Genomic DNA, 20,383 nt, shown 5'->3' on the forward strand with positions numbered 1-20,383 from the left:
TCAGTCCCCCTCATGGTGACGCGCTGCGCCCGTTTTAGCGCTGGCGCCGGCGATATTCGCGCACGCGGCGCGACAGATCGGCGAGCTCGTCACGATCGAGCTCTTCCAAATGCTCAAGATCATCCATAAAGCGCGCCATAGTGTCCTTTTGATGCATCTTGATGAGCATATTGCAGTAGCTCACCGCCACGCCCGTGAGCATGGCAATGTAAAAAATGCTGATAACGCTTAGGACGACCGTGATGACACGGGCAATCGGCGTTTCGGCCGGAATGTCGCCAAAGCCGATCGTCGATACGGTTTCAAAGCTAAACCAAAGGCCATCGCCAAACGTAAGAGTTGTTGGCTCAGAGAGCCAAACAGCCATTGAACACAGAAGATAAAAGACGAGAAAAAGGCCCGTGATGCGCACGAAACCGGCTTGACGCAACACATCGGCCAGCGTCCTCAGCTTTTTCATCGAGACCCCCTTTTTTCAGGACAAGCAATCGCTTTTGGTCGGTATTGTCCCACGCCTCCCCCGCAAACGGAACCAGCCATCGAGAATGCCCCTAGACGACGAGTTGTGAGGGACAATCCTTCCACAACAAAAAAGTGCGTTTCAATCTGCGACAAATAGGATGTTCCCGTCGGCCTCGCAGCCTGAACTAGTATCTTGATATAGACATGCCACCCACCGCCGTGCACGCAGCACGCGGAAAGAAAGGAAACCCACGATGTTTAGACCTCTTCGTAGAAAGAAGCGTGCTATCACCGATCAAGAGGCACGAGAGCTACTTGTTAATTGCAAACGCGGCATTTTTGCCGTCAACGGAGACGACGGCTATCCTTACGCCATTCCCGTTAACTACTACTTTGACCCCGAGCACGACAAAATTTACTTTCATGGAGCCAAGGCGGGGCATAAGGTCGATGCACTCAAACGCAGCGACAAAGTCTGCTTTACCGTCTATGGCAACGATTGGTACAAAGACGACGACTGGGCACCCTATGTTCAGAGCACCGTGGTTTTCGGCCGTTGCCGCCTCGTGAACGATGACCCGGCGTTTGTCGAAGACAAAGTCCGACAGTTTGCCCTCAAGTACTATCCTTCTGCCGAAGAGGTCGAAGAGGAGATCAAGCAAAGTATCAGGGGCGTCCAGCTGTATGAAATTACGGTTGAACACCTTTGCGGCAAGCAAATTCAAGAAAAGTAGCAAACGTGGAAAACGCGCTCGCAACCCTCTGCGCCCTATGCGCCCACGCACGTTGACGACACGGGCGCAAGCTGCAGTACCCGAATCGTGCGACCCCTATACCCCAAAAACGTAACGGTCTAGGCGGTCGCACGCTTCCCTTACGCGCGAAAGCGGCAGCGCCAGATTCACGCGAATGTGGCAGGGGCCATGGAACGGACGTCCATCCTGATACCCCACGCCCACGCGTGCCCCCTCGTCGAGCAACCACTGAATATCGCGGCCATGCTCGCGGCACCACTCGGTGCAGTCCAGAAACACCATGTACGTGCCCTGCGGACGCGAATAGGACACGCCCTCAAAATGCTCGTCCACGTAATCGCAGAAGTACTCGATATTGTCGGCAAGCACCTGGTTGAGTTCGTCCACCCACTCGTAGCCCTGCGGTTGGTAGGCACCGATAAGCGCATGCATCGAAAGGACATTCATCTCGTTGTAATGGGTCTTGTTAGACACAGCGCACATGCGGTCGCGCAGTGTCTCGTTGTAGACAATGTGGTAGCTGCCGACCAGACCCGCCAGGTTAAACGTCTTGCTCGGCGCATAGAGGGCAACCGTGCGCATGCGGGCATCCTCGCTCACCGACTGCGTCGGGATGTGCTTGTGTCCCGGCAGAATGATATCGGACCAAATCTCGTCCGAGATCACCACGCAATCGTGCTCGCGATAAATGTCCATGGCGCGCTCGATCTCGTCGCGCTCCCATACGCGGCCGCAGGGATTGTGCGGCGAGCAGAACACTGCGGCATGGATGTGATTTTGGGCGAGTTTGCGCTCCATATCCTCAAAGTCCATGCGCCACACGCTCTGGTCGTCGAGCTGAAGCGGGCTGTGGACAATGCGATAGCCCGCGGCCTCGATGGACTTGGTGAAGCCGATGTAGGTGGGGCTGTGGACCAACACCGCATCGCCCGGCTGGACATACGCGCGCAGCGTCGACACGACACCGCCCAGCACGCCGTTTTCGTAGCCGATATGCTCAGGCGCCAGGCCCTCGACGCCATTACGGCGGCTCTGCCATTCGATGATGCGGTCGAAGTACTCGGAACGCGGATTGAAGTAACCAAACATGGGGTGCTGGGCGCGCTGAATGATGTGCTCCTGGACCGTGGGCACCGTGGCGAAGTTCATGTCCGCCACCCACATGGGAATGCGGTCGAAGCCCTCGTCGGGTGCGTTCGGAGCCATACCGGGGATCTCGCCCCAAGAGTCAACGGCGATGGAGTCCATGCCGTGGCGGTCGATGATTGAAGTGAAGTCGTATTTCATGCTGAGCCCCCGTGCAGAGCGGAATGATTCGGTAAGCGTTATTGTCCACCAGCGTAGGCGATTTTGGCATGGGGTTTGGCGCTTAATTTGATGGGTGCGGACGAATGGCTGGCTAGTCTCGCGCGTCGTTGATTGCGGTTACCGTCAACCTGGCCCCGTCAACCGTAAACGATATGTCGAGTCCGGCGTAAGCCAAGTGGTAAACGCGGTTTGGCTCGTGCTTGCTGCCCGCGCGGCGCGGATCTTGGCGAAGAACCTCGACCAGGCCGGGGAGCTTTGCGGGCGGGACCATGTCTTGAAGCGCTTGCGGGAACTCAACATCGAGCTCTTGCCACGGAGCACCCTCAATCCAGCCGCCGGTCGCATCCGGGTGGCAGTCCGCAAACGGGATGTAGGGCTTAATGTCGTAGATGGGCGTGCCGTCACGCAGATCGGCCCCCAGTACATGGATGATGGGGCCGTCGTCGGTGCGCTCAACGCGGCTGAGCTTGACGCAGGTAAGACCGATGGGATTGGGGCGAAACGGACTCCGCGTGGCAAACACGCCCACGCGCTCGGCTCCGCCCAGACGCGGCGGGCGCACAGTCTTCGACCACTTGACGTTGGTGCCGGACCTGTCCTGCGTCTTGGCATCGGCAGCTATATCCTTAGCCGTGCCGCCGGGCGTTCCGTTTTCGAAGCGCCACAGCAGCCATAGGTGAGAGAAGGAGTCCAGACCCTCAACTGCTGCGTTGGAGGCAAATTCCGGCTCAAAGACGATGCGTCCCTGCAGGCGGGGCGCCAAAAAGCTGTTACGCGGAATGCCGAACTTCTGCGGTAGGTCGGTATGTATGTGTGCGATAGGTTCCATGCCGGTCATTGTACGGCATGGAGGTGTGGGGTGCAGCGCGCAATTCTTCGCCGCGGTCTCCCGTCGTGCAACCAACGGTTGCTTGGAAGGAAGCTGGCCGCCGCGTATGCTTAAGCCATCAACCAGCAGAAAGGAGTCGCTATGGCCTTTGCAGAAAAGCTCATTGCCATTCGCCGCGCCCATCACCTTACCCAAGAGCAGCTCGCCGCCAAGCTCTTCGTCACACGCCAAGCCGTCAGCCGTTGGGAACGCGGCGAAGTCACCCCGGGCATCGACATGATGAAGCTCATTGCCGCCGTAACCGGAGAACCGCTGTCCCACCTGCTCGAAATGCCCGAGCACTATTGCCAGAGCTGCGGCATGATACTCACACCCGACGACTGCGGCACCGATGCTGTGGGCGCCACGACCGACCATTACTGCAAGTGGTGCTACGACCACGGCCAGTACACCTACGACACCACCATGGAGGCGATGATCGAGGATTGTGCCCCGCGGCTGGCGCAAAACACCGGCATGTCGCTCGACGAAGCCGTCTCGCTCATGGGCGCCGTCCTGCCGCAACTAGAGCGCTGGCGCTCCGTGCAAGAAAACGAGGAGCGCTACGGTGCCGAGGCGCGGGCGCGCTATGGCGACGAGGCGATCGACGCAGCAAACGAAGCACTGCTGGACATGGACCCCGAGACATGGAACGACATGAAGGAACTTGAACGCGCTATTCTGGGTCAGCTTTCGATTGCCATGGGCGACGGCGATGCGGATGGAAGCGAGGCCCGCAAACTTGTCGCGATGCACCGTCGATGGATTGGCCTTAACTGGGGGCACAAGCCCCAAGACGAAGCATACCTGGGCCTCGCCCACGGCTATCTTGCTGACCAGCGCTTTATCGACTACTACGACAAGCCCTGCGGCACCGGAGCCACGGCGTTTCTGGTACAGGCCATCGAGTCGTCGTCAGCTCATGCATAGACCGCGGCGGCTTTGGGTATTTCAATCAAAACCTCAACCGATTGGAGACCTATGGCTACTAATCATGAGCTCACGCTGTACGTTATGACTGGCTGCCCGTATTGCATGAAGGTCAGGCGCTTTTTGGTAGATAACAGCGTGACCATCCCTGAGCGCAACATCTCGACCGACCCCGATGCCGAGCAGACGCTCATCGCCGTCGGCGGAAAACGCCAGGTTCCCTGTCTGTTCATCGACGGCAAGCCGCTCTACGAATCGAGCGACATCATCGCATGGGTACAGGAGAACCTGCTCTAGCGTGCGCATTGCAACCGGCCCACCCCAACCCATACGGCTCAAACATGCACGTCAGCATCCAAAGTCGACATTTTTCGAGATCTTTGGAGGCTGACGTACAACTTTTTATGGGTAGTCATTGGGAACGTTCTTGAATGACTAGTTGCGCAAGCACAACGTATAGCCACAACGCATAGCAATAAGGGCCAGGCTCGAAACACCAACTCGAACCTGGCCCTTATTTATGGTCTAGCTACGGTTTACGGCTGCGCATTACTTCTCGCGGCGACGCGCCTTCACGCCCAGGGCAATCGCGGCGGCTCCCCCGGCAAGAAGTGCCGGCACGGCCGCAAAGCTCTGGTCACCCGTCTGCGGGATACCCTTCTTTGCCTTGGAAGCGGGCTTTGTCGTCGTGGGGGTCTGGGTATCCGCCGGCGTTGCGGGAGTCTCGGGGTTCTTCGTCCACTTGCCGTAAAGCGTCATAGAGCCGGGCAGCTCAGCGCCGTCGGTCCACTTGACCGTGCAGGCCTCGTCCGCGTACCAACCGTCGAACGTCCAGCCGGCGACCGCCGCCTGGGCCTTAGCCGTATAGGCGCAGCCGAACTCGAGGTCCACGTCGGTCGAGGGAAGCACGGCGTCGCTGGGCGCCTCGCCCACGTACTCGTAGTCCACGCACGCGAGGCCATGGGCCGCCTTGAGCGCGAGCGCGCCCTCAAGCTTGCCCGCCTCGACGGCATCGACGTGCTTCGCGTCGTCGTGGGCAGACCAGCGAGTACCCTCGGCGTCGTCGTACCAGCCGTCGATGGCGTGGCCGCAGTTGCCGAGGTTGTCGTCGAGCCGCCAATCGGAGCCCGTAGCCTTAAAGTCCACAACACCGGTGCTGTAGATGTCATCGCCAACCGTTGCGGCGTGGTTGTTGTAGAGCTTAGCCCCGTCGGCCACGGTCACTGTGCCGCGGTTCCAAATGCCGCCGCCAACCTCAGCGGCCGACCCGTTGCGCAGGACCTCGGTCCCCTTACCGACGTAGATGGTTCCGTCGCTGTTGATCGCGCCGGCCGGATTGTCTACCAGGGAAACCGAAGCGCCATCAGAGAAGTTCACATTGGCGGCCGAGCGAGCACACGCGATCGCCCCGGTGTAGCCAGCACGCTGCTTCACGCCTTCCGCGCCGGTCCCCGTAATTCTCAGCTTGGTCCCGTCCTGAACGTCGACGTTACCGCCCCACAGGAAAATGCCCGCGCTCTTGTTATTTGCCATTTCGAGCTCAGAGCCATTCGTCAGGGTCAAGTTGTTGAGCCCCGCATAGCCCGTGATGCCGTAGTAGTTTCCGCTGATGGTTGCCTTGGACGCATCGAGCTTAGTTATGCAGCGGACGAGGCCTTGATAGGCGTTGTTATCGATGTGAAGCTCGGAGTTCATCACGTCGATGACGAATCCCGTAGCGCCGTTGCCGTTGATGGCGTTGCCGTTGATGGCAGACTTCTCGACCATGAGGTTGCCCCCATTGGTCACGTTGATTTTCGCGTATCCCTTGCCGTTTTGGTACTCGTTCATAAGCGGAGTATAAGACGTGCCGGAAAACGTGAGGTTCGACTTGTCGACGTTGATCTCAACCCCGGAGCCCACCGTATAGATACCATGCTGCATGAATGTCGCAGAAGAGCCATTCACGAAGGACAGTTTGCCCGCGTCCGACATAACAACGCTCCAGTTGTTCGGGTTTCCGAACGAAACCTTTGTGTTGTCAAACGTCAGCGAGCCGGAACCGGAGATATTGAGACGGCCGTCATCGGTACCGGACTGGGACTTAACCTCCACGGAGTGTTTGCCGTTGCCCTTGATTGTCACAGCCTTGGAAATCGTGTTGGTCGTGACAATGACGCCGTCCTGCTGCAGTACAATGGTGTCCCCGGTATTTGCAACGGCAAGAGCCTCGTCGAGGCTTGCGTACGTAGCGTCGCCGATCTTTGCGACAGAAGCACCGTTCCTTGCGCCCGCAGAAGCACTTGCGGCAACAGGAGCCGAGGAGGGAGCGGTCGCAGCAGATTCGGCAGAAGAGGCGACAGGCGTGCCAGATTCGTTCGCAGACGCGGCATCGACTTGGGGCTTGGCAACCGTGCTCACCGAAGACGCCTCAACGGCAGGCTCGGAAACAGAAGCAAAACCGCCATCCGCAAAAGCCTGAGGCGCAAGAAAGCAGAGGGATGTCATAAGCCCTGCTGTTACCGCAAGAACGGCATGGGAGCGTTTTTTCATGGAATGCCTTTCCTTTCGTATCGAGCCCGGCAGAATGCCGGCACAACTATCTTACATCGCTACTCGTATGGCATAAGCGAAATACGCTTCAGGTTTATAGCTCAAGTATTATCACATTGTAAATATTTTAAATAGTCATAGCATCATCACATTTTGGCAAGTTTCTTGCACAACTTTTGGTGCCAGTCCCAAGCCTCTGGGAGTTGGCACCAACAAGACGATTTGCTTCCTTCGTCCCCCTACAGATCAGTTATCCGTGGAAACGAGCGGTAGGCGCGAGCGGCTGCTCGCGGAAAACGCGGTCGACGGCGGCGCGGTATTCGTCGACCTTTTTAGTCTTGCGTACGAGTTTGTGAACGGTAGCAGGATCGGCGAAGGCGCATTTAGCGTAGAACCACCACTCCTTCATGCGAAAGACCGCGTTGCCGCCAATCTCTTCTGCATATGCCGCAAACAGCGTGTCGTGGAAGCGCTGCAGTTCGGCTGCCGTGGCAGCAGGGCCGCCCTTTACTCATTGGGGACGCACTTAAATGAGTAGGTAGGAATTCAGTGCCTCAAATTTATAGAACATATGTTTGCTATCTGTGTTATACTCATCTCAAGGCATGAGACTGGTCGAGAGCTCCTGCGGAGGTCCCCAATGACACGCTGGAGCAAGCTCGGTAAGTAAGATCGGTGGTTACCGCACTCGCCCATCTCAGACAGGCTGCGCTCCTGTTCGTCGTCGCCATCAAAGAACGGCACTCACAATCAGACTGTTTCTTTTCCGTGAGTCACACAGGAGTGCATCGCTATGGCAAAAAAGATACCAACCCTTTCACCCGACATTATTTCAAACACCTGCTCGGATATCAGCAGGATTGTCGAGGCCAAACACCTCGGCCAGAAAGGCACCGACCATGAGGCCTCTTCGGAAGGGGCTCTGCTCATCGGGCGCCGTCTCGAGCAAGAGATTGCCGGATACCCCATTTCCAATCTAAATGGCCTACTCTCGCCCATCGCTTGCCACCTCAAGCAGCACTTTAGCCCAAGCCTGGGCCCGACCTATCTCAAGCGTTGCATAAAGCTCGCACGAACTGTTCCGGAAGACATGAGTTTTCGACCGGAGCTTGATCTAAAACACTATCAGTCGCTCGCTCGCATCGTCGACAAAGATCTGCGCTTGGATCTGATGAACGTTGCCGCTGATAACCATTGGAGCGCATCGCGCATCGATCGTCATGCTCGCTATCGAAGTCCGCAGGACGTTTTGGATGCTTGGGAGCGCCGTGCGCTTGAATCAAATCAAGAAGTACGGCGCTTCGCCCGCGCCTACACAGATGCCTGTGGAATCATTTCGCTCGATAAACTTATTGAGCTCTACAACTCCTGTGCCCCCAATCCAGTCTCGAGATTTGAGATAAATGAAACTATTTGGCAAATCAGGAACGAATCGGGGCAAATCGACAATCCCTGCGTCATATCCAGAGATGGAAAACTCTATCTCATAGCGCCTGAGCTCGATGACGCTGTCGATGAAGCCCCTTATTACTACGATGAGTACGGATACTCCTATCGAAAATATGAACGGCGCAGCGAATACACCGGTGAGATGCGCGCACGGCGAGAACGGCGCGTTGGCATCAGAGTGGCAGCCATCTTCGCCGGTCACGAACGTCTTCCAATCAAAAGGCTCAGCTATGACGAAGTCATCTGCGGACATATAAAGTGCAGTCGATCTGTCGAACAACTCAAGCAGTACGTCCTGAGAGACCCTGAGATTAAGGCATCCGATCTCCATGCAAGAGAAAATGAGTTCGATTTCATCATGACAAAGCTTTTGCGTTCCGTTGGACTCAACGGTATGCCGACAGCACAGCAAATTACCGAAGACGCAGCTTTCTTATTGATTGTCGTACGGCCCGAGTTTTACGAACGCAAGAAAACAGCCGAAGTCTCGAAGCTCCTCTCGATAATCTATGAAGACGCTCCCCTCTGGGAGTTCAACGGACGTTCACATACCGAGCTAAAAAGCGAAGGAGTGGTGGAGCCTCCGACGTCGGCTTTACATCGAGAAGTCCAATCAAAACAAGCCGCTTAAGCCTATTAACTGCTTGCATTTTTGTCTACAAAACTGTATACAAAAAGAGAGGCCCTTATGGAGCTCGTCGCAATCCACCCCCACGCCCTCAAACACGGGCTGACGGAGACGGATATTACCTGCGCCTGGAACTCCGCTTTTGCATGGTTCAGGCGTGATCTTGAAAACGGAGGTATCGATTACGTTCTCGTTGGACTTGATGGAAGAAACCGTCTCATGGAGCTCATCGCTCGATATTGCCCCAATCGAGATGGTTACATCATTTACCATGCCCTTGTCCCTCCTACGCGCAAGGTGCTCAGGGAAATCGGGGTCGATCGATAGGAGGCGCTATGGACGCTAAGCAGCTCGAAAAGATGATGGGGTTTGCCCCCGGAGAGCTGGAAAAGGCCGCGGAGGCATACGAAAAAGATGAGTGGCCGAAGGGCCGCACCATCAAGCTGGGAAGGCCGTCGATCTCTGATGAGCCAAGCGTTGTTTTATCGGCACGTGTGGGTGAATCGGTTCTTGAAGCGTTTGACGAGAAGGCAAAGCGCCATGGGCAAACACGAACGGAGCGACTCAGAGAGCTCATTACACTCGACGCAATGATTGCCTAGATTACACTCCCACACCGACCCAAACATGTACGCCAGTATCCAAAGTCGACATTTTTCGGCATCTTTGGATGCTGGCGTACAGCTTTTTTGCATGGGCCCGGCACAGGTGATTCGTTTTTCTCCGTCCCGAGGGGTCAAACGAAAGGGCGTGGGTGACTCGCTCTAGCCACCCACGCCCTAAATTGAACAAATGCGCTTAGCGATGTAGCTCACCGTAAGCGTGACCTGCCAACCATCAACTACCTATTGGAATTGGCCCTGCGACGAATCGCCTCACCAAAGCCGAGCACCGCAGTGCCAACACCGGCGAGGGCGGCAGTCATCACGGCGCTGCTTTTATCACCGGTCGAAGGGAGTGACTTGGTGCTCTTGGTGCTCTTGGTCTTCTTGGCAATCTCCGTCTTGGGTTTTTCACTCGGCTGAACGGGCTTCTTCGTCCACTTGCCGTAGAGCGTCATCGAACCCGTCAGCGAATCGCCGTCGTTCCACAGGACCGTGCAGCCCTCGTCGGTATACCAACCATCGAACGTCCAACCATCGACAGCCTTCTGCTCCTTGGCGGCATACGCAGAGCCAACCTCAAGGCCCTCATCGGCATCGGGCAACTTTGCCTTCTCGGGGGCTTCGCCGACATACTGGTAGCTGACGCTTACGAGGCCGTGGGCAGCCTTGAAAGCAACCTCGCCCTCGTACTTGCCGGGCTGAGCGAGCGCCGTAAACTTCGGCTCTTTGTGGGCGGACCAGCGAGAGTCCTTCCCGTCAACATACCAGCCGTCAATCGTGTGGTCGCAGTCATCAAGGATCCAGCCAGTGCCAACATTGCCAAAATCAGTGTCGCCAGCACTGGTGCTGTAGATGTCATCGCCGGCGTTCGCGGCGTGGTTGTTGTAGATAACAACCGACGGATCGAGCCTCATAGTGCCCACGTTATAGACGCCGCCGCCCATGTCGGCACCAATGCCGTCCTTGTTGCAGGCGCCAGTGCCGTTATTGGTAATGGTCGCAGAGCCAATGGTCAGGTTGCAAACATCTTGCTCAGTGTAGATACCAGAGCCCGCATTATTTTTGATGGTGACGTTTGCGCCCTTCTCAATCACGCTTGTGTATTGTTTGTTGCCCTGGAAGAAAATGCCGCCGTTCTTCGCGGCGGGTCCCTTTGTACCGTTGCCCTCGACGTCAACCAGGCAAGAAGAATCAACGTTAAGCACGCGAGTCCAGATGCCACTGTACCCGTTGTCATTCGCATAGAGCTTCGAGCCCTTGCTCATGTCGATGCGCCAAGCGGAAATACCCCAGGTGCCGCTGTTATCGAACGTGACTTCGGAGCCGTTCTTGATGGTGTAGTACGTGCCGTTCGAGCCGTTGCCCTTGCTGTTAAGAACCTTGACCGTCGACGAATCGATAGTGGCATAGAACGTGCCCGTAAAGCCAGAGCGGTTGTGGTCGGAGATATAGGTGGAACCACCTTCAATATTCACGTTGTAGCCACCGTCACCACCATCCCACTCAAGAGCGTCCTGGCTGTAGTTCTTAATGGTGAGATTAGAGCCATTCTTCAAGTTTAGCTTGTTGTTGCTGCAGAAATAGATGGCATGCACATTGCTGGCGGTACCGGTACCGTCCATGGTAAGCGTAGCGCCATCGAGCGTGAGCGAGGCATCCTTGCTCGCGCACACAGACATCCAATTCCACTCGGCGGTATACGGAGTGGAGCCGATGCCGGTCATGGTCACGTTGACGTTCTTGAACGTCAGAGCCTTACCCCAAAGGGCAATGCCCTTCTTCTGGGTGAACTTCAGCGCGTGGCCATTGCCGTCGATGGTGAGGTCCTTGTGCAAATCAAGGCCCGAAGTCTCGGCATCGCCAAGGAGCTTGATGGTCGCGCCGTTCGTGTTTTTGGCAGCAGCGAGCGCTTCATCAAAGGTCGCGTACGGGGTCCCATTAAACTCTGCGACAGAAGCACCGTTCCTTGCGCCCGCAGAAGCACTTGCGTCAACAGGAGCCGAGGAGGGAGCGGTCGCAGCAGATTCGGCAGAAGAGGCGACAGGCGTGCCAGATTCGTTCGCAGACGCGGCATCGACTTGGGGCTTGGCAACCGTGCTCACCGAAGACGCCTCAACGGCAGGCTCGGAAACAGAAGCAAAACCGCCATCCGCAAAAGCCTGAGGCGCAAGAAAGCAGAGGGATGTCATAAGCCCTGCTGTTACCGCAAGAACGGCATGGGAGCGTTTTTTCATGGAATGCCTTTCCTTTCGTATCGAGCCCGGCAGAATGCCGGCACAACTATCTTACATCGCTACTCGTATGGCATAAGCGAAATACGCTTCAGGTTTATAGCTCAAGTATTATCACATTGTAAATATTTTAAATAGTCATAGCATCATCACATTTTGGCAAGTTTCTTGCACAACTTTTGGTGCCAGTCCCAAGCCTCTGGGAGTTGGCACCAACAAGACGATTTGCTTCCTTCGTCCCCCTACAGATCAGTTATCCGTGGAAACGAGCGGTAGGCGCGAGCGGCTGCTCGCGGAAAACGCGGTCGACGGCGGCGCGGTATTCGTCGACCTTTTTAGTCTTGCGTACGAGTTTGTGAACGGTAGCAGGATCGGCGAAGGCGCATTTAGCGTAGAACCACCACTCCTTCATGCGAAAGACCGCGTTGCCGCCAATCTCTTCTGCATATGCCGCAAACAGCGTGTCGTGGAAGCGCTGCAGTTCGGCTGCCGTGGCAGCAGGGCCGCCCTTGACCATGCGAGCCAGCGCGGGGTTCGCAAGCAAGCCACGCCCCAGCATCACATGGCGTGTACCGGGATAGGCCTCCACCAGCGCCTCCATGTCCTCAAGATCAAAAATATCGCCGTTGTATGCCACCGGAAACGGCGCCAGCTCCAGCGTCTCGCCATAAAACTCTTTGCGCGGCGAGCCCGTATAGCGATCCTTCTGTATGCGCGGATGCACGATCAGTTCTGCCAGCGGCATGCGACAGTACAGATCGAGCACGCGCTCGTATTCGTCGTCGCTCTCCAGCCCCAGCCTGGTTTTTACCGACACCGGCAACGGCGACCGCTCGCACACATCGCTCAAGAACACCTCGAGCCCATCGAGGTTGCGCAAGAAGCCCGATCCTTTACCCTTGGCAACAACCGTACCCGAGGGGCAGCCAAGGTTGAGATTAACCTCGCGGTAGCCCATGTCGGCGAGCACGCGCGCCGCCCACACAAACTCATCCGCGTTCTTGGACATCAGCTGAGGCACCACGTTAAGCCCTTGGTTGTTAGCCGGATTGATTTCCTTAAACGCCTTGCCGCCAAAGCGGTTGCCCACCCGCGGCGGCGGCAAAAACGGCGTGTAATAGCAGTCGAGCGCACCGAAGCACTCCGCATGCACGCGACGGAACACATGCCCGGTAATCCCCTCCATGGGGGCCAACGATAGAATCATCAACATCTACTCTCAAATCAATGCGGCAAAGGAACCGCCCCTTTGTCACATGCATTATGCCTTGTCCCCGAGGCGGCCCACAAGGCGGAGGCGGTTGCTTGACACCAACCAGCCCTCCGACCGTCCCTGTGCAACGAAGATGAACGGTGTCCACGAACAGCAAATGGGGCCGCTTCACAGCGGCTCCCTCTCTCGCCACTTTTCCTTTGATAGCGGCTTCATACTCTAAAAGATGGCGCCCACGATCAAGCGATCACCAACAGCACGCTGCTGACCGCCATGTCTGAACAACAGACACCCTCCACTCATCTATATTCAAGAACGTGTGTGCATCGCCCCCGAAAAACGATGAGAGTCGAGGCCCCATGCAGCTGCTCACCGAACAAGAAAAGAAACGCATCCAGCGGTACTGCACATACCCCAAAATCGCAGCGACCGCACTCGTCATGTCGTTCGTAGCATGTCTGTTGATGTTGCCGCTCCAAATGATCAACGATATCGCGTTCCACCAAAAGGAATTCCAATCCGCGGGCATATATACCGCCATTGCACTCACCGCAATCGAACTCGTCATCTTTTGCTATTGCGCTCTTGCGCCGCGCTTTGGAATGCAGGGCAAACAGTGGAAGGAGCTGCAGAGCAGGCTTGCGGTAGCCCAAACCAACAAAGACCGCTCCGCGGAGGTCGCCGGCGTGCTCGCCGCGCAAGATGCCTTGGAACCCGTGTGCAAACGCGTCGCGGCAGACGACCCATACGAGTCGTATCACGACTACGGCTACCGCATTATCGGCTATCTGCGTGATAATGACCTCGGCGCTCAAGCAGCCTATGTCTACCTTTCTTTCGATGCAGATGGCATGCTCACGGACGTCGATTACACCAGTCAGATCGACCCCGAGGCAAGCCTTGCAGACAACCTCGCCTGCACCGAGCAGGATATCGCGACACTCTGCGCCCCGCTCAACGGGTTGGACATTTCCTTTGCCACACTGGGCCTCCTCATGCCATGCAGCCTGTCGGATGAATTTAAACAGGCATTTTTAGCCGGATCCCTATATGAAGAAATCAGCATCAAGACGGAGGAGGATCTATCAAGTCGTACTACACCTTTGACACCGAGCCCAAAGAAGAGTTCGACAAGTACACCCATCCGGAAATTAGCCTCATGCTCTCCGCAAAGGAGGACTAGCAACTTACGCTCTAATTGACGCTGCAAACGCCGTCTATATCTCAAGGTCTAATACTTTTCCCGAGAAGTGAACGGCTATATTTGGACCCCCGAAGCATCGACATTTTTAGACGCCAAACCCGCAGGATTTGGCTGGCAAAACCGCAGGAAACCGCCTTCAATAAGTGTCGATGCTTCGGGGGTCCATTTTGACTCGTTCACTTCTCGGGAAAAGTATTAGACCTCGATTTACATGTCACTCAATGTGACAAAAGGACAGTCCCTTTGTCACATTATTCGGAGCGCAGGGCTTCTACGGGGTCTTTCTTGGATGCACTGCGGGCCGGCAGCAGGCCGGCAACGACCGTCAGCAGCACCGAAATTGCAATGAGCGCCAGCGCATCCTGCACGGGCAAGCTCATCAGATTGGGTACCTGTTTGGCAGCAAGCGCCCAGGCATTAACCGGAAAACTCACGGCCACCACAACGACAATGGCAAAGACGCCGGCAATGAGGCCCTCGATAAAGGTCTCGGCGTTGAACACGTTTGCCACGTTGCGCTTCGACGCACCGATCGCGCGTAGGATGCCAATCTCCTTTTTGCGCTCCAGCACGCTGATGTAGGTGATGATGCCGATCATGATGGAGCTCACGACCAGGCTGATGCTCACGAACGCGATGAGCACCAAGCTGATGGTATTCACGATATCAGTCACCGAGCCCATGATGATGCCCATGTAGTCGGTGTACGAGATTGCCTGCTCGTCGTGGCCGGCGGCTTTGACCTGCTTGTTGTACGCATCGATATGGTCGAGTACGCGCTCCTTGGCCTCAAAGTCACGCGGGAAAATCTTGACCGAGATGGGGTCCGCTTCATCCGCGTAGCCCAACGTGGTCAGATTGTTGTCGTAGGTGAGCTTCGACGCCTTGGCATAGCTCATCATGAGCGAGCTCAGGTCCTCGGCGTCCATGTTGAAGTGGATGGCACGAGCAAAGGCGCTCGCATCCACGCGCATGGCGCTCGCCAGGTTGGCAAAACTCGAAGACATCTGCGTCACCATCTGGTCCATGAGCCCTGCCGCGCCGGCCTTAAGCTGGGTCGACACGGTCGTTGCCACCTGCTCGCTGATCGCCTTCATCACCTGATCCATAGCCTGCTGCAGATACGGAGCCAACTGATTTTGGACATAGTCGGTCATCGCCTGTTGCAGGCGCTCGACCAGGGCATCGCCGCCGAGCGCCTTGAGCTGTGCCAGGCACTGCTGCGCCACAACATCGTTCTCGAGATACGCCGAGAATGCGGCAGCAAGCTTTGACGCGTCTTTGAGATCTTCGGGTGACAGCGCCCTAAACTGATCAGACTGCAAAAAGCCCTCAAATAGTTGGTTGGCAAGCGTTCCCACCTGTTGCATTTGCTCGGGTGTGAGCTCCAGACCGTCAAAGATGCCCGAAAAATCGGGGGTCGGCGCTTTGGCCATAATGTCGCTTAAGTCGATGTCTTTGCCAACGCCCGAAAGATCAATATCCAGGCCCGACAAATCGATGCCCGAAAGATCCATGCCACCGGCAGAACCCGAGAGTGCAGACGCATCGAACGAGAACGCGCTCTTGAGCGCCGCCTCGTCCACGCTGAACATACTGCCCAGATCCACGCCTTGCCTGGCCTCGCCTTGCAGTTCGTCGAAGGTTTTGCCCGTAAAGACATCCGTCTCGGGGTGGGCAAGTTGCTCTTGCACGATCTGCGAATCGGCGGCGCGCTCCATAAGCTGGCGAGTCAACGCATGCGTATAGGCAATGCCCGGAGACAACGCGCTCGCATTGGCCGTCTCGTTAGGTCGCACCACGCCCACAATGTGCACGTCAATACCGTCGGCAACCTTGGCCGTCATAAAGTCGGCGTCGCCGGACATGTCAGTCCACATGCCGGTCTCTTCGTTTTTGCGATAAGCATCGGCCGGCGACAACACCTTAAACGTCGTGGACAGCGCATCGTCGTAAGTAAAGTCGGCGCCGCTCTCAGGCGTCTCAATCTTACCGTCGGCGGCCATGGCACTGTTCACCAGGTCGTTGAGCTCATCGATATCCAGCGCACCGATGCTGTAAAGCGTATAGTCGCCCACCGTTCCACGGCTCGAAAGCACCATTACGGCTTCGTGAGCAGACGTAGGCCAATGGCCGGCGACGACATCGTACTGGCTGTCGAGCAAACTCTGGTCGTCGATCATCTCGTTAAAGACCGAGGTCCCCATGGAGTCCATGCTCACCGTTGCCGCCGAGCTCGCACCACCGCTCATGGCCTCGGTCATAGCGTTGGGCACCAGCCGGACAGGCTTCTCATCGCCCTTGCCGGCACGATAGACAACCGGCGTCACGCCGTAACCGTACTGGATGGCGTTGACCTCTTTGTCGATACCGTCGCCGCCGCCGTCAAGCCATGCCTTAAAGCTCGTCATATCGTTGGACTTAACACTTGCGAACATATCCTTTACGGCCGTGACCACGGGAATCTTTTTGGTTCCCTGAGCCTTGCCGTCGGTGCCGTCGTCGGACGAACCCTCGTTCTTGGACGTATCGTCATCCGTGGCCCCCTGTTCGCCCATCATGGACGACAGGTCGTAATCCTGCTTGGAAATGGTAAGCGGGTAGCTCGAAAGCGTATCCTCCTCGACCTTTTTGATGTAGCCGTTTACGCCATTGGACAGCGCCAAAATCGCCGCGATGCCAATAATGCCAATCGAGCCCGCAAAGGCCGTCATGGCCGTACGGCCCTTCTTGGTCATAAGGTTTCGGGCAGAAAGCCCCAGCGCCGTCACAAAGCTCATCGAGGTTTTGCGCGTAGGCTTGGCCTCGCGGCGCGTGGCGTCAGCGACATCGAAAGGATCAGAATCGTCGGTAATCTTGCCGTCCGCCAGGTTGACGATGCGCGTGGCGTACTCGTACGCCAGATCGGGATTATGCGTGACCATGATAACCAGACGGTCGCGCGCGACGTCCTTGAGCAATTCCATGACCTGCACGGACGTTGTGGAATCCAAGGCGCCAGTCGGCTCGTCTGCCAGCACAATCTCGGGATCATTAATCAGGGCGCGGGCGATGGCCACGCGCTGCATCTGTCCACCCGAAAGCTGACTCGGGCGCTTGTTCACGTGCTCGCCCAGACCAACGGCCTCGAGCGCCTTGCGCGCACGCTGGCGGCGCTCGGCGTGCCCCACGCCCGTGAGCGCAAGCGCCAGCTCCACGTTTTCCAAAATGGTCTGATGCGGAATGAGGTTATAGCTTTGGAACACAAAGCCGATGCGGTTGTTGCGATAGGCATCCCAATCGCGATCGTGGAAGTCCTTGGTCGAAATACCGTCGATCAGCAGGTCACCCGAGTCAAAGTGGTCGAGTCCGCCGATAACGTTGAGCATCGTGGTCTTACCCGAACCCGAGGGGCCCAGAATGGCCACGAACTCGTTATCGCGAAAAGACAGGCTTACGCTGTCGAGCGCCACCTGCGTAAACGACTGCGTAACGTATCTTTTGCAAATTCCTTTGAGCTCCAGCATGGACGGCAACCTCTCCTGCGCAGGCACCTTGCCCGCTCTCCCCCGCCGTTCGTATTCGACGCGTTTGTCCTACTCTATCCCCATTTTTTACCGGCGTCAGTGAGGAATGTAACAAACCGCACCAAAAAACGAACGAGACGGCACGCCGCGTGGCGCACCATCCCGCGCATACCGCCGATAATGTGACAAAGGGACTGTCCCTTTGTCACATCTGCCCAACCCTTATTGGGGCACCCGATTCCCTATTGGATGATAAAGGACGGATGATACGGGCACTTTTCGCCCATGCACACTGTATTGGCCGCATAGCTATCGCAGGCTGGCGTCTTCTCCCATGCTTTAAGCTGCGGTCCGCCGAGCGCGTTAAAAAACGAAACGGCCTCACGAATCGCCACGCGCGCGTCTCGCTTGCAGCACCGCGGGCTTCCCGAGCGCGCGATGGCGGCGAGTAGCTCAGAAACCATAAGCTGCCCCTCCTGCCAGCCTTCACTACGCAGCGGCGCATTGCCGCGCACGATTGCATATGCCATGCCCGCAGACGCAGCTGCCCCGCACACGCCCCAACGGGCACACGTTGCCCCCGGCACGCAATCCGAACGAGACATCAAATCGGCAAGATCGTCTTTGAGCATCGCATCTCGCTCCCCAGATGCTTCGGCGTTGCGCCAGCACGCAAGCAGCACCGCGCCCACAATAAAATGGTGGATGGGGCCAAAATCCACGCAGCGCTCATCTGCCATAACCTCTTCCAAAAGAGCCGCGGGCGCCACCGACACACTGGCCATGAGCATCTCAACAATCCAGCTTGTTTGTTCGTCTTTTGCCATGCGGCATCCTCCTCTAAAACAAATTGTGCGCGCACTCCATTATGGCCTTCTTCTGCCCGGCGCGCTCAATGCGAAACAACCTGCTTCGCTCGTGCCGCTAACAAGCCCTGCTAGTTCTCGTCGCAAATCAGCCCTGCTCATGAGCAACACCAGAGGCGATGGCAGGCACGATGGACAGTGGCGACACCACGACGGAAGCCCTTTTCGAAAAAGAAGGCCCCGCGCAATCGCGCGAGGCCTCCCCATTCATGGAACTATGATCAAAGCAGCCCAAAAAGCTTACTCCCACTCAACGGTGCCGACGGGCTTGGGCGTGAGGTCGTAGCACACACGGCAGATGCCGGGGACCTCGTCCTTGTACAGCATTCTGACGGGCTCGCAAAGCTCAAACTGCAGGTCCTCGGGCAGGCCAACCACGTTGTGATGGGCCTTCACGCCGTCCTGGGACTCCAGGATGTCGGGATAGATGGTGCCCTGAGCGAGGAAGCTGACCTCGTCGCCAACCCTGCGGGCCTCCTTTTCGGTTCGATGGGAATGCGTCACACGTATGCAAACGCACCGTCATATGACCTCATTATATGCAGAACAAGATGTGTTTCCCATCGCTGCGACAAAGCTTTTTGCAGGGGTGGCAATTTTTCCTACTGTCGAGCTCAGCTAGGCTTCGGTAGCCACCTTGGCAGCATCGCCAATAGACTCTTCCTTTATACGTTCTGCGTAATCGTATGCCATACCCGCAAATTCCAGTCCCGAGTAACAGGAGTACAATTGCTGCTATTGTTGCCAGCTGTTGGGAGATGGAAGATGGACTGCGATGGCTACCCATGCGTTCCCATGCCGTTGATGTGCACCGCCTTTGTGCCGGGGCAGATTGACGCTGCGGTTGCAGGCATTTCCGACCCCGATTCGCGCGCCATTGCCACGGCAGAAGCGCTGTACTTTCGCGGACAGGCCACCCTCGCTGCCAAGACGGCGCGCCCTTATCTTGACGCCACCGACCCCGCACTGCGCTATTCCGCATGCTTTATCTGCGGATACGCCAGTCTGTCGCTCAACCGTATCGCCGATGCCCGCCGGTGCCTTACTGGCATCCTCGATACGCCGGCCGACGAGGAATCGCCTGCCGTCCACGCCATGCACATCCTGTTCACCTCGGCCGCGAGCGTCCTGCTGCACTTGCCTTCCCCGTATTCCGCCGAAGAGTTTTATCCGCTTGCGGCGCATTTGCCCGAAGGCCTGCGCCTGTTCGCCAGCTACGTGATGGCGCACGCCTTGTATCTGCGCGGCGAATACGGCCGCAGCCTGGGCATGGTGGAAAATGCCCTGATCATGAAACAGGGAAGCTATCCCATCTCGGAACTGTTCCTGCACCTGGCGGCTTCCATGGCATGCATGAGCCTCAAGGACATCGACGCCGCAAAGGCACATTTCGGAGCCGCTTGGGACATTGCGCGCCCCGACGGCCTTATCGAGCTCATTGGCGAGCACCACGGCCTTTTACAGGGGCTCATCGAGGCGTGCCTAAAAGCGCAATACCCTGACGATTTCGCACGCATCATCGAGATTACGTATCGATTTAGCTACGGCTGGCGGCGCATCCACAACCCCGATTCGGGCGAGGACGTGGCCGACGATTTAACGACCACGGAGTTCACCATGGCCATGCTCGCCTGCCGCGGATGGACCAACGCCGAAATCGCACGCCACATGGAAGTATCGCCGGGCACTGTTAAAAACCGCCTATCAGGAGTGTATGCCAAGCTTGGTATCGGAACTCGCGCCGAGCTGGTCGCGCATATGTTGCGTTAGCGACCGGGCTGCCAAGCGCATCGAACGCGTTCCGGAACCCGGCGCTTCGCTCGATC

Annotated in this window: 18 protein-coding genes; 8 read left to right on the forward strand and 10 right to left on the reverse strand. The window is 57.0% G+C overall.

Going from position 1 to position 20,383, the window contains the following annotated elements; all coding sequences use genetic code 11:
* Window positions 1-34: 34 nt before the first annotated feature.
* Complete coding sequence (locus ACTQVX_RS02880) at window positions 35-460, reverse strand: potassium channel family protein (protein ID WP_441032550.1); 426 nt, start codon at window positions 458-460, stop codon at window positions 35-37.
* A gap of 256 nt (window positions 461-716) precedes the next feature.
* Between ACTQVX_RS02880 and ACTQVX_RS02885 the strand changes: the two genes are divergently transcribed.
* A complete protein-coding gene (locus tag ACTQVX_RS02885; protein ID WP_154516961.1) occupies window positions 717-1,196 on the forward strand; it encodes a pyridoxamine 5'-phosphate oxidase family protein in 480 nt (159 codons plus the stop codon).
* Window positions 1,197-1,292: 96 nt separating this feature from the next.
* On the opposite strand, the gene ACTQVX_RS02890 is transcribed toward ACTQVX_RS02885, so the two are convergent.
* The gene (locus tag ACTQVX_RS02890; protein WP_154516958.1) at window positions 1,293-2,504 is read right to left on the reverse strand and encodes a MalY/PatB family protein; all 1,212 of its coding nucleotides are present in this window, start codon (window positions 2,502-2,504) and stop codon (window positions 1,293-1,295) included.
* 112 nt (window positions 2,505-2,616) lie between these two features.
* Window positions 2,617-3,354 carry a tRNA (N6-threonylcarbamoyladenosine(37)-N6)-methyltransferase TrmO gene (tsaA, locus tag ACTQVX_RS02895; protein ID WP_441032555.1) on the reverse strand — a complete coding sequence of 246 codons (738 nt, stop codon included), beginning with the start codon at window positions 3,352-3,354 and terminating at the stop codon, window positions 2,617-2,619.
* A 141-nt stretch (window positions 3,355-3,495) separates the two neighbouring features.
* Here tsaA and ACTQVX_RS02900 point away from each other — a divergent pair, with 141 nt between their 5' ends.
* Both ACTQVX_RS02900 and ACTQVX_RS02905 read left to right on the forward strand, forming a co-directional pair.
* Window positions 3,496-4,323, forward strand: coding sequence for a TipAS antibiotic-recognition domain-containing protein (locus ACTQVX_RS02900; protein WP_427794277.1), 828 nt, complete (start codon window positions 3,496-3,498; stop codon window positions 4,321-4,323).
* 51 nt (window positions 4,324-4,374) lie between these two features.
* The gene (locus tag ACTQVX_RS02905; RefSeq protein ID WP_441032559.1) at window positions 4,375-4,620 is read left to right on the forward strand and encodes a glutaredoxin family protein; all 246 of its coding nucleotides are present in this window, start codon (window positions 4,375-4,377) and stop codon (window positions 4,618-4,620) included.
* Window positions 4,621-4,872: 252 nt separating this feature from the next.
* Here the strand turns inward: ACTQVX_RS02905 and ACTQVX_RS02910 are convergent, their stop codons facing one another.
* Both ACTQVX_RS02910 and ACTQVX_RS02915 read right to left on the reverse strand, forming a co-directional pair.
* Window positions 4,873-6,855, reverse strand: a complete 1,983-nt coding sequence (locus ACTQVX_RS02910) for an InlB B-repeat-containing protein (protein WP_441560131.1) — start codon at window positions 6,853-6,855, stop codon at window positions 4,873-4,875.
* Window positions 6,856-7,105: 250 nt separating this feature from the next.
* Entirely contained in the window at window positions 7,106-7,264 is a 159-nt protein-coding gene (locus ACTQVX_RS02915) for a hypothetical protein (protein ID WP_441560133.1), read from the reverse strand.
* 384 nt (window positions 7,265-7,648) lie between these two features.
* Between ACTQVX_RS02915 and ACTQVX_RS02920 the strand changes: the two genes are divergently transcribed.
* The 3 genes from ACTQVX_RS02920 to ACTQVX_RS02930 are packed head-to-tail and all read left to right on the forward strand — an operon-like array spanning window position 7,649 to window position 9,534.
* Window positions 7,649-8,935, forward strand: a complete 1,287-nt coding sequence (locus ACTQVX_RS02920; protein ID WP_441560135.1) for a hypothetical protein — start codon at window positions 7,649-7,651, stop codon at window positions 8,933-8,935.
* Window positions 8,936-8,992: 57 nt separating this feature from the next.
* The gene (locus ACTQVX_RS02925) at window positions 8,993-9,259 is read left to right on the forward strand and encodes a hypothetical protein (RefSeq protein WP_441560137.1); all 267 of its coding nucleotides are present in this window, start codon (window positions 8,993-8,995) and stop codon (window positions 9,257-9,259) included.
* A gap of 8 nt (window positions 9,260-9,267) precedes the next feature.
* Entirely contained in the window at window positions 9,268-9,534 is a 267-nt protein-coding gene (locus ACTQVX_RS02930) for a ribbon-helix-helix protein, CopG family (RefSeq protein ID WP_195192539.1), read from the forward strand.
* Between the two features lie 239 nt (window positions 9,535-9,773).
* Here ACTQVX_RS02930 and ACTQVX_RS02935 read toward each other — a convergent pair whose 3' ends face one another.
* Window positions 9,774-11,771 carry an InlB B-repeat-containing protein gene (locus ACTQVX_RS02935; RefSeq protein ID WP_441560139.1) on the reverse strand — a complete coding sequence of 666 codons (1,998 nt, stop codon included), beginning with the start codon at window positions 11,769-11,771 and terminating at the stop codon, window positions 9,774-9,776.
* A gap of 250 nt (window positions 11,772-12,021) precedes the next feature.
* Window positions 12,022-12,975, reverse strand: coding sequence for a tRNA dihydrouridine synthase (locus ACTQVX_RS02940; protein ID WP_441560140.1), 954 nt, complete (start codon window positions 12,973-12,975; stop codon window positions 12,022-12,024).
* Window positions 12,976-13,340: 365 nt separating this feature from the next.
* Between ACTQVX_RS02940 and ACTQVX_RS02945 the strand changes: the two genes are divergently transcribed.
* Window positions 13,341-14,183 (forward strand): hypothetical protein, encoded by an 843-nt coding sequence (locus ACTQVX_RS02945; RefSeq protein ID WP_441560142.1) that lies wholly within the window; start codon window positions 13,341-13,343, stop codon window positions 14,181-14,183.
* Between the two features lie 253 nt (window positions 14,184-14,436).
* On the opposite strand, the gene ACTQVX_RS02950 is transcribed toward ACTQVX_RS02945, so the two are convergent.
* The 3 genes from ACTQVX_RS02950 to ACTQVX_RS02960 all read right to left on the reverse strand — a co-directional run bounded on the left by ACTQVX_RS02950 (window position 14,437) and on the right by ACTQVX_RS02960 (window position 19,061).
* Window positions 14,437-17,691: an ABC transporter ATP-binding protein/permease gene (locus tag ACTQVX_RS02950; RefSeq protein WP_441560145.1), complete on the reverse strand. Its 3,255-nt coding sequence runs from the start codon at window positions 17,689-17,691 to the stop codon at window positions 14,437-14,439.
* A gap of 242 nt (window positions 17,692-17,933) precedes the next feature.
* Window positions 17,934-18,518: a DUF5714 domain-containing protein gene (locus ACTQVX_RS02955; RefSeq protein ID WP_441032571.1), complete on the reverse strand. Its 585-nt coding sequence runs from the start codon at window positions 18,516-18,518 to the stop codon at window positions 17,934-17,936.
* Window positions 18,519-18,797: 279 nt separating this feature from the next.
* A complete protein-coding gene (locus tag ACTQVX_RS02960) occupies window positions 18,798-19,061 on the reverse strand; it encodes a GMP synthase (glutamine-hydrolyzing) (RefSeq protein WP_441032574.1) in 264 nt (87 codons plus the stop codon).
* A gap of 261 nt (window positions 19,062-19,322) precedes the next feature.
* On the opposite strand from ACTQVX_RS02960, the gene ACTQVX_RS02965 reads away from it, so the two are divergent.
* Window positions 19,323-20,327: a helix-turn-helix domain-containing protein gene (locus tag ACTQVX_RS02965; RefSeq protein ID WP_441032577.1), complete on the forward strand. Its 1,005-nt coding sequence runs from the start codon at window positions 19,323-19,325 to the stop codon at window positions 20,325-20,327.
* The last annotated feature ends 56 nt before the right edge of the window (window positions 20,328-20,383 follow it).

The organism is Collinsella sp. LCP19S3_A6 (genome assembly GCF_052122015.1).
GTDB lineage: Bacteria > Actinomycetota > Coriobacteriia > Coriobacteriales > Coriobacteriaceae > Collinsella.

Coding starts and splice junctions, on each gene's coding strand:
- ACTQVX_RS02880 (WP_441032550.1), bottom strand. CDS start 460: ATGAAAAAGCTGAGGACGCTGGCCGATGTGTTGCGTCAAGCCGGTTTC.
- ACTQVX_RS02885 (WP_154516961.1), top strand. CDS start 717: ATGTTTAGACCTCTTCGTAGAAAGAAGCGTGCTATCACCGATCAAGAG.
- ACTQVX_RS02890 (WP_154516958.1), bottom strand. CDS start 2,504: ATGAAATACGACTTCACTTCAATCATCGACCGCCACGGCATGGACTCC.
- tsaA (WP_441032555.1), bottom strand. CDS start 3,354: ATGGAACCTATCGCACACATACATACCGACCTACCGCAGAAGTTCGGC.
- ACTQVX_RS02900 (WP_427794277.1), top strand. CDS start 3,496: ATGGCCTTTGCAGAAAAGCTCATTGCCATTCGCCGCGCCCATCACCTT.
- ACTQVX_RS02905 (WP_441032559.1), top strand. CDS start 4,375: ATGGCTACTAATCATGAGCTCACGCTGTACGTTATGACTGGCTGCCCG.
- ACTQVX_RS02910 (WP_441560131.1), bottom strand. CDS start 6,855: ATGAAAAAACGCTCCCATGCCGTTCTTGCGGTAACAGCAGGGCTTATG.
- ACTQVX_RS02915 (WP_441560133.1), bottom strand. CDS start 7,264: ATGAAGGAGTGGTGGTTCTACGCTAAATGCGCCTTCGCCGATCCTGCT.
- ACTQVX_RS02920 (WP_441560135.1), top strand. CDS start 7,649: ATGGCAAAAAAGATACCAACCCTTTCACCCGACATTATTTCAAACACC.
- ACTQVX_RS02925 (WP_441560137.1), top strand. CDS start 8,993: ATGGAGCTCGTCGCAATCCACCCCCACGCCCTCAAACACGGGCTGACG.
- ACTQVX_RS02930 (WP_195192539.1), top strand. CDS start 9,268: ATGGACGCTAAGCAGCTCGAAAAGATGATGGGGTTTGCCCCCGGAGAG.
- ACTQVX_RS02935 (WP_441560139.1), bottom strand. CDS start 11,771: ATGAAAAAACGCTCCCATGCCGTTCTTGCGGTAACAGCAGGGCTTATG.
- ACTQVX_RS02940 (WP_441560140.1), bottom strand. CDS start 12,975: ATGATTCTATCGTTGGCCCCCATGGAGGGGATTACCGGGCATGTGTTC.
- ACTQVX_RS02945 (WP_441560142.1), top strand. CDS start 13,341: ATGCAGCTGCTCACCGAACAAGAAAAGAAACGCATCCAGCGGTACTGC.
- ACTQVX_RS02950 (WP_441560145.1), bottom strand. CDS start 17,691: ATGCTGGAGCTCAAAGGAATTTGCAAAAGATACGTTACGCAGTCGTTT.
- ACTQVX_RS02955 (WP_441032571.1), bottom strand. CDS start 18,518: ATGGCAAAAGACGAACAAACAAGCTGGATTGTTGAGATGCTCATGGCC.
- ACTQVX_RS02965 (WP_441032577.1), top strand. CDS start 19,323: ATGGACTGCGATGGCTACCCATGCGTTCCCATGCCGTTGATGTGCACC.